General features: G+C 59.7%; 2 protein-coding genes and 1 pseudogene. 2 read left to right on the top strand and 1 reads right to left on the bottom strand.

Annotation, left to right across the window (positions count from 1 at the left end; genetic code table 11):
* Positions 1-446, top strand: a pseudogene (locus tag FOY56_RS23735) (Calx-beta domain-containing protein); the annotation flags it as partial.
* A 192-nt stretch (positions 447-638) separates the two neighbouring features.
* Here the strand turns inward: FOY56_RS23735 and FOY56_RS22980 are convergent.
* Positions 639-836, bottom strand: a complete 198-nt coding sequence (locus FOY56_RS22980; protein WP_146348493.1) for a hypothetical protein — start codon at positions 834-836, stop codon at positions 639-641.
* Positions 837-1,356: 520 nt separating this feature from the next.
* Between FOY56_RS22980 and FOY56_RS22975 the strand changes: the two genes are divergently transcribed.
* Positions 1,357-8,883: FG-GAP-like repeat-containing protein (locus FOY56_RS22975; RefSeq protein ID WP_186766454.1), on the top strand; the 7,527-nt coding region annotated here is incomplete at its 3' end.

Below are 8,883 nucleotides of genomic sequence, written 5' to 3'. Positions count from 1 at the left end.
AATACGTGTTCGGCTCGGCGCATGACGATGATCTGACCGGCAACGCCTCGGCCAATGTGCTGCTCGGCGGCGACGGCGACGATACGATCAACGGCGGCGGCGGCGCGGATTACCTGCGTGGCGGTGCTGGCGGCGATGACTTCGTGTTCGACACCGCCCTTGGCGGCGGCAACATCGACACGATCGCGGACTTCAGCGTCGGCGAGGATGCGATTCACCTGGACGCGGCGATCTTCTCGGCCCTGTCTGGCGGCGCGCTGTCAGCGATGGCCTTTGCGGCGAACGCGGACGGCGTCGCCAATGGCTTCACCGCCCAGATCATCTATGAGACCGACACCGGCGCGCTGTCTTACGACGCCGACGGTCTCGGCGGCACGGCAGCCATCCAGTTTGCCGCCCTCACAAGCGGGCTGAGCATCGATCAGGACAGCTTCCTGGTGATCTGATCTGCAAGGCATCCGTCAATACGCCGATCGGTGGCGAGGCACGGATCAGCTGTGTCGCGATGCAGGTTCCGACGTCGTTGCGGTGGGCTGGCTCAGACAGGGCATCCGCAGGCTGCGCCTGCCAGGCTTTCAAGAGGTCCTGCTTTTTGGCACACAAGTCGTTGCTCGCATCACTGCCCATTCCATCGACCGTCACTCGATGACATCAACGTCCCCTCGGGTCTGCTCTCTCTTCTCGGCGAGCTTGCGCGCCATCCGATATTCGTCTGTACCCCGCATGATGCGGTTTTCATGGAAAGTAATGATCATCTCTTTCTCCGCTTCCGTGAACACCTCATCCAAGCTCAGCGCCTCAATGATCACATGGCCTCGCGCAGCAGACATCTTCACCCCGAGACTCCGCATCTTTCCCAACACAGGCCAGAAATTGACCTTTTCCCTCGTCGGTATCGACGCCCACATATTTCGCGAATGAATTTTGAGCCGTAAAAAGACCTTCAATTCCGATCGCCCCAATTCTGTCAAGTAGGGAACGCCATACTATCGACGGTACAAGGGGTGTGATCTGTACTTGATGGCTAATTGCCGTTTTTTTCCCTTCAAACGGCTGATAACTTTGAAATCCTGCTTGGCGGCCTGTCCGGCGCATGGGCATATTTTCTGACATAACAAAAGTAAGCACCGCCGACAGTTTGTTACGTGCTTATCCGACCAGTTTGTTGCTTCATCACATAACGTCGGTTGGGCGCAGCATCGCAGCGTGGTCCTGACTTATAAAGATTAGGACTATTGCATGGCTGTAACTGTTATTTTTGGATTTCCAACTCTGGTTTCTTTCTCAGAAAGTGATGTGAACACAGGACCGCAACTCATCGCGGCACCGAGCACCTTTTTTTGGGATGGCGATGACTTGACGGGTACTGTGTTCACGGTCTCTGGCGTCGGAGTTCTGGACGCCGTTGGTGTGCAGAACATTGGAACGGGCGTCGGTCAAATAGGGGTGGTGGAAAACAACCTCACCTACGAAGGTGTGACTATTGGCTCCATGTCCGGTGGATCAGGGGACACATTCACCATCACATTGACTGGCGCGGCCAACGACACGTCGGTCGGGGCGATGCTGCAAAACCTGACCTTTGCCACCGAAGATGACTTGGTTGGCAGTGCAGTTGGGAGCATTGTGAACCGCACGCTGACGCTTGCCATGTCGGGTGGAGCGAGTTTCAGCCGAAATCTTACTTTATCCATAACCGCAACCAATGACGCCCCCGAGATCATCAACCTAAACGATGACCGGGTTGTATTCCAGCAGGGGTTTGGTCCGGTTCTGATCGATGCGTCGGGCACCGGGACCGACAATCACGGGGCGGCCCCGCTGCGGCTTGGTCTGACCGATGCAGAATCTATCGACTTTAGTGGAGGGACGCTGACGGTCTCGGTGGCCGGTGGCGGCGTTGCGTCGGAAGACGTGCTGAGCTTTGACGCTACGGACGTGACTCTGTCCGGTGCGGATTCCCTGCCAGACCCGGGCGAAACGCTGACCGTGGATGGGGTTGTGATCGGCACGATTGCAGTCGGTGGTGACGGTCGGGACGGCAATGATCTGGTTGTGACCTTCAACAGCGCCGCGACCCCGGCGCGGGTCGAGACGCTGCTGCGTGCGGTGCAGTACGAGAACATCAGCGCCACACCAACGACGGCGCCGCGCACGCTGAGCGTGACAGTCTCTGACGGGGACGGCGGCACATCGGCAGCACAGGAGATCACGGTTGCTGTTCAGGTTCCAGCCACCGGTAACTACACTGACACGGGTCAGGCGCTGGGATCCGCAATCAGTTATGGCGTCTCGCTGGGCGATGTGGATGGCGATGGCGATCTCGACATGGTCGTGGCCAATTACGGTCAGGCCAACACGGTCTGGACCAATGACGGCGCGGGCAGCTATACAAATACGGGCCAGACGCTGGGATCCGCAGATAGCTGGGACGTCTCGCTGGGCGATGTGGATGGCGACGGCGATCTCGACATGGTCGTGGCAAATTCCACTGGTCAGGCCAACACGGTCTGGACCAATGACGGCACGGGCAGCTATTCCTTGGGCCAGACGCTGGGATCCGCAACCAGCCTCGGTGTCTCTCTGGGCGATGTGGATGGCGATGGCGATCTCGACATGGTCGTGGCCAATTACGGTGCTGGCAACACGGTCTGGACCAATGACGGCGCGGGCACCTATACTAATACCGCCCAGTCGCTGGGATCCGCAATTAGCGTAGACGTCTCGCTGGGCGATGTGGATGGCGATGGCGATCTCGACATGGTCGTGGCAAATTCCAATGGTCAGGCCAACACGATCTGGACCAATGACGGCGCGGGCACCTATACAAATACGGGTCAGACGCTAGGATCCGCAAACATCACCGGTGTCTCTCTGGGCGATGTGGATGGCGACGGCGATCTCGACATGGTCGTGGCAAATTACAATGGTCAGGCCAACACGGTCTGGACCAATGACGGCGCGGGCACCTATACGGACTCGGGTCAGACGCTGGGATCCGCACGCAGCTGGGACGTCTCTCTGGGCGATGTGGATGGCGATGGCGATCTCGACATGGTCGTGGCAAATTTCAGTGGTCAGGCCAACACGGTCTGGACCAATGACGGCGCGGGCACCTATACCAACACCGCCCAGTCGCTGGGATCCGCAAATAGCCGGGACGTCTCGATGGGCGATGTGGATGGCGATGGCGATCTCGACATGGTCGTGGCCAATTACAATCAGGCCAACACGGTCTGGCGAAACAATCAGTCCCCTGTTCTCACGATCAATGACGCCGCACTGGCCTATACCGAGAACGATCCGGCAACCCTGATCGATGCGGCTGCGACGCTTGTCGATCCTGATGGCGGCGCGGAGTGGGACGGTGGCACGCTTGTGGTGCAGATCACCGCGAACGCCGAAGCCGAGGATGGTTTGAGCCTGGCTGACAATCTGGTCGGGACCATCAACACCGACGGGCTGAACCTGCGGGATGGCACGACCGTCATCGGCACTTTGTCAGCAGCTGAAGGCAGCGTGACCGGCGGAGCCGCCCTGACCATCACTTTCAATGGAAACGCCACAAACGCAGCGGTGCAACAGGTGCTGCAATCGGTGCAATATGCCTCAACGGATGAAAGTACAGCAGATCGCACGGTAACAGTCACGGCAACCGATGCGTCAGGCGTTGATGTCAGCGACACGCGCACCATTCAGGTGGCGGCTGGGAACGATGCACCCGAAATCATCAACCTCGACGGCGACCGTGTTGTATTCCAGCAGGGGTTTAGTCCGGTTCTGATCGATGCGTCGGGGATTGGGACCGACAATCACGGGGCGGCTCCGCTGCAGCTGGGGCTGACGGATGTGGACTCGGCTGATTTTGATGGCGGAACGCTGGCGATTTCAGTGTCTGGCGGTGGTGTTTCGTCTGAAGATGTGCTGAGTTTTGAGGCAACGGACGTGACTTTGTCTGGCGGCGACGCTCTGCCTGATGATGGCGAAACACTGACGGTGGACGGGGTTGTGATCGGCACGATAGCAGTCGGTGGTGACGGTCGGGACGGCAATGATCTGGTTGTGACCTTCAACAGCGCCGCGACCCCGGCGCGGGTCGAGACGCTGCTGCGTGCGGTGCAGTACGAGAACATCAGCGCCACACCAACGACGGCGCCGCGCACGCTGAGCGTGACAGTCTCTGACGGGGACGGCGGCACCTCGGTGACGCAGGAGATCACGGTTGCGGTTCAGGTTCCAGCCACCGGTAACTACACTGACACGGGTCAGACGCTGGGATCCGCGAACAGTTATGGCGTCTCGCTGGGCGATGTGGATGGCGATGGCGATCTCGACATGGTCGTGGCCAATAGCGGGGGTAACACGGTCTGGACCAATGACGGCGCGGGCAGCTATTCCTTGAGCCAAACGCTGGGATTGGCAACCAGTTTTGGCGTCTCTCTGGGCGATGTGGATGGCGATGGCGATCTCGACATGGTCGTGGCAAATTCCAATGGTCAGGCCAACACGGTCTGGACCAATGACGGCGCGGGCAGCTATACAAATACGGGTCAGACGCTGGGATCCGCATACAGCTATGGCGTCTCTCTGGGCGATGTGGATGGCGATGGCGATCTCGACATGGTCGTGGCCAATATTACTGGTGGTAACACGGTCTGGACCAATGACGGCGCGGGCAGCTATACGGACTCGGGTCAGACGCTGGGATCCGCACCCAGCTGGGACGTCTCGCTGGGCGATGTGGATGGCGATGGCGATCTCGACATGGTCGTGGCCAATAACAATCAGGCCAACACGGTCTGGACCAATGACGGCGCGGGCAGCTATACAAATACGGGTCAGACGCTGGGATCCGCATACAGCTATGGCGTCTCGCTGGGCGATGTGGATGGCGATGGCGATCTCGACATGGTCGTGGCAAATTCCAATAAGGCCAACTCGGTCTGGCGAAACAACCAGTCCCCTGAAATCTCGATCACTGACAGTGCTCTGGCCTATACCGAGAATGATCCGGCAACCCAGATTGACGCAGCCGCGACGCTTGTCGATCCCGATGGCGACGCAGAGTGGGACAGTGGCACACTGGTGGTGCAGATCACTGCAAACGCTGAGGCCGAGGATGCTCTGAGCATTGCCGATAACCTGGTGGGAACGATCAACACCGATGGTCTGAACCTGCGGGATGGCACGACCGTCATCGGCACTCTGTCAGCCGCCGAAGGCAGCGTGACCGGCGGAGCCGCCCTGACCATCACTTTCAATGGAAACGCCACAAACGCAGCGGTGCAACAGGTGCTGCAATCGGTGCAATATGCCTCGACCTCTGATGCCCCCGGCACATCTGATCGCACCGTGACGATAACCGCAACCGATGCGTCAGGCGCCGATGCCAGCGATACCCGCACCATTGAGGTGACCGCCGAAAACGATGCGCCCGAGCTGGGCGGCCTGAGCGCGTCGGTGACGTTTGATGAGGCCCTCGTCAATGCGACACCCCAGATATTGGACTCTGATGTCGTGTTGTCTGACGCCGAAAACAACATGCAGGACGGAACGGTCACGATCTCGGGGCTCTTACCCGAAGACGTGATATCCTTGGCCAGCCCCGGATTTGGATTTTACGTTCGTTACGATATCAATACCGTGTTCTACAACGAAGGCGCTGTTGGGACCTGGACCGGCGGGAATGGATCGACTTTTACATTCACGTTTTTTGCAGGTCAGGGCTCGGTGGCTGCCGCTGATGCACTGTTGGAGAACATTACCTATGCCAATATCAGCGACCAGCCCACGGGCTCGCGCGATCTGGTCATCACGGTCGCAGATGCCGACGAAACAAGTTCTGCGGAAACGATTACCGTTGGTGTGACCGCAGCCAATGACGCGCCAAACCTGTCGATCACTGACAGTGCGCTGACCTATACAGAGAATGATCCGGCCACCCAGATCGATGCGGCGGCCACACTGATTGACCCTGACGGCGACGCGGAGTGGAACGGAGGCACGCTGGTGGTGCAGATCACCGCGAGCGCCGAAGCCGAGGATGGTTTGAGCCTGGCTGACAATCTGGTCGGGACCATCAACACCGACGGGCTGAACCTGCGGGATGGCACGACCGTCATCGGCACTCTGTCAGCAGCTGAAGGCAGCGTGACCGGCGGAACCGCCCTGACCATCACTTTCAATGCCAACGCCACCAACGCGGCTGTCCAGCAGGTTTTGCAATCGGTGCAATATGCCTCGACCTCCGAGGTTCCCGGCACATCTGATCGCACGGTGACAGTGACCGCGACCGATGCGTCTGGTGCAGTGGCGAACGATGCCCGAACCATCCAATTGCAGGAGGCCCCAAGTCTGATAGTCACCATCGCCTCGGATACCGTCGACGCGATGGATGGTGAAACCTCACTGCGCGAGGCGTTGGCTTTTGCCAATTCCGATGCGGATGCCAGCACGATCACCTTTGATGCCGCCCTTTCAGGAGCAACGATCACACTGGGTGGGTCTGAGCTGGAGTTGACCACCGATGTGACCATCGACGGTGATATCGGCGGGGACGATGCGGCGGATATTGCCATTGACGGCAACGACGCATCGCGCGTGTTCAATGTCACGGCCGGCACAGCGACACTGGAAGCGCTGACGATTACGGGGGGCAGCAGCGGCGGCAGTGGCGGTGGAGTGCAAATTGCCACCGGCGCGACCGCGCACGTGCTGAATACGACAATCACAGACAACGCAGCAGGCTTTGCTGGTGGCGGTCTTTTCAACGATGGCACGGTGACGCTGACCAACAGCACACTCAGTGGAAACTATGCCAATGTCATCGGTGGTGGGATCTACAACGAAGGCGACGCCACGCTGACCAACAGCCTACTGAGCGGAAACACCAGCGATTTCGGTTCTGGCATCGGTACCGGTTATTCCAGCACGACAGATCTGACCGGCAGCACGATCAGCGGTAACACAGCCGACTACAGAGGAGGCGGGATATACAATCGTGGCACGACCACGATGACCGACAGCACGATCAGCGGCAATTCGGCGAACAACGTCGGTGGCGGGGTCTTCAACGCTGGAACCGCGACGGTCGCGAGCGGGACATTTAGTGGCAACACAGCCTCGCTGGGCGGCGGCGTCTACAATAGTGGCACCGCGACAGTCGCCAACAGCACGCTCAGCGGGAATTCAGCGAATACAGGCGGTGGGGTCTACAACACCGGTAGCGCCACAGTCACCAACACGATCGTGCTGGGCAATACTGCGGCCACGGGATCGGAAGTTTTTGCAGACCCCTTTTCCACCTTCACAGCCACGAATTCGCTGGCGGGTGTCGGTGGCGAGACAGCGGCAGATGTGTTCGCTGCCCTTGACGCCAACGGCGGCGGGTTGCTGGCGGACAATGGCGGGCCGGTTCAGACGATTGCGTTGAACAGCGATGTGACGAACCCGGCGCTGGACGCCGGCGATGACAGCGCGGCACCGGTGACGGATGCCGCCGGTAACGTGCGTGTTGACTTGGATGTTGCCAACAACGGCGCGAATTTCAGTGATCTGGGGGCTGTTGAAGCGCCGGAAGCCGACAACCTGCACGTGACCACCAATTTGGATGTTGTAGATAGTTATGATGGATTAACCTCACTGCGCGAGGCCTTGGCCTTTGCCAATTCCGACGCAGATGCGAGTACGATCACCTTCGATGCCGCGCTGGCCGGCCAGACGATCACCCTGGGCGGGACCGAACTGGTTCTGTCCACGGATGTCACGATAGACGGCGATATCGACGGCGACAATTCAGCGGATATAACGATTGACGGCAACGATGCCTCGCGGGTACTCAACGCAACTGGCGGGACAATTACCCTGGATGCGCTCGCCATCACAGGAGGCCTCGGCGGTCTTTATCAGGACGGGGCCGGCCTGAAAATCGGTTACTCTGCTACTGTTCATCTAAACAACAGCACAATCTCAGGGAATTCCACTTACAAGGGAAGCGGCGGCGGACTCTTTAATTCCGGCATTGCGACGCTGACCAACAGCACCATCAGTAACAACTACGCCTTCTACAGCGGTGGCGGTTTAGCAAATTTAGGGACGGTGAGCCTGACCAACAGCACAGTTGCAGGCAACGACGCGCAATACTTCGGCGGCGGGTTGCACGATATCGGCACGGCGACACTGACCAACAGCACTCTTACCGGGAATTCGGCCCAAGATGGCGGTGGAATCTCCGCTTTTGGTTCGACCACGCTGAGTAACAGCATTGTGCTGGGCAACAGCGCCGTGACGGATGCTGAGGTGAGCGGTACCGTTGCGTCCACGACGTCGATCACATCGGGGACAGCGGCCGACGTATTCGCAGCGCTGGACGGCAATGGCGGCGGACTTCTGACCGACAATGGTGGGCCGGTTCAGACGATTGCGCTGAACACGGCTGTGACAAACCCTGCACTGGATGCGGGGGATGATAGTGCGGCCCCAGCGACGGATGCGCGGGGGGCCGGGCGGGCGGACCAGTCCGGGGTGGCGAACAATGGCGCGAATACTTCGGATCTCGGTGCGTTTGAACTGCAGTTGACCACTCAGGCCGGTGGGTCCGGGCCCGATTTCATGGTGGGCACGGATGGCAATGACACGCTCTATGGCGGGGCGGGCGCGGACCAGATCCAGGGCCTTGGCGGCAATGACAACATACGCGGCGGCGCGGATGGCGACAGGCTGGAGGGCGGCGAGGGCGTCGACTTTGTGCTCTACACCGACTCTGCCTCGGGCGTGACCGTTGACCTGTCGGCTGATGGCGACGGCGTCCAGTCGGCCTCGGGCGGCTCGGCGGAGGGCGATGTGATCTCGGGGTTCGAGAAGGTGTTTGGCTCGGCCCACGCC

It is taken from the genome of Falsiphaeobacter marinintestinus (assembly GCF_007923355.1).
Lineage (GTDB): Bacteria > Pseudomonadota > Alphaproteobacteria > Rhodobacterales > Rhodobacteraceae > Phaeobacter_A > Phaeobacter_A marinintestinus.
The sequence above is the reverse complement of the archived record's forward strand: the minus strand, read 5'-3'. Positions and strand labels throughout refer to the sequence as shown.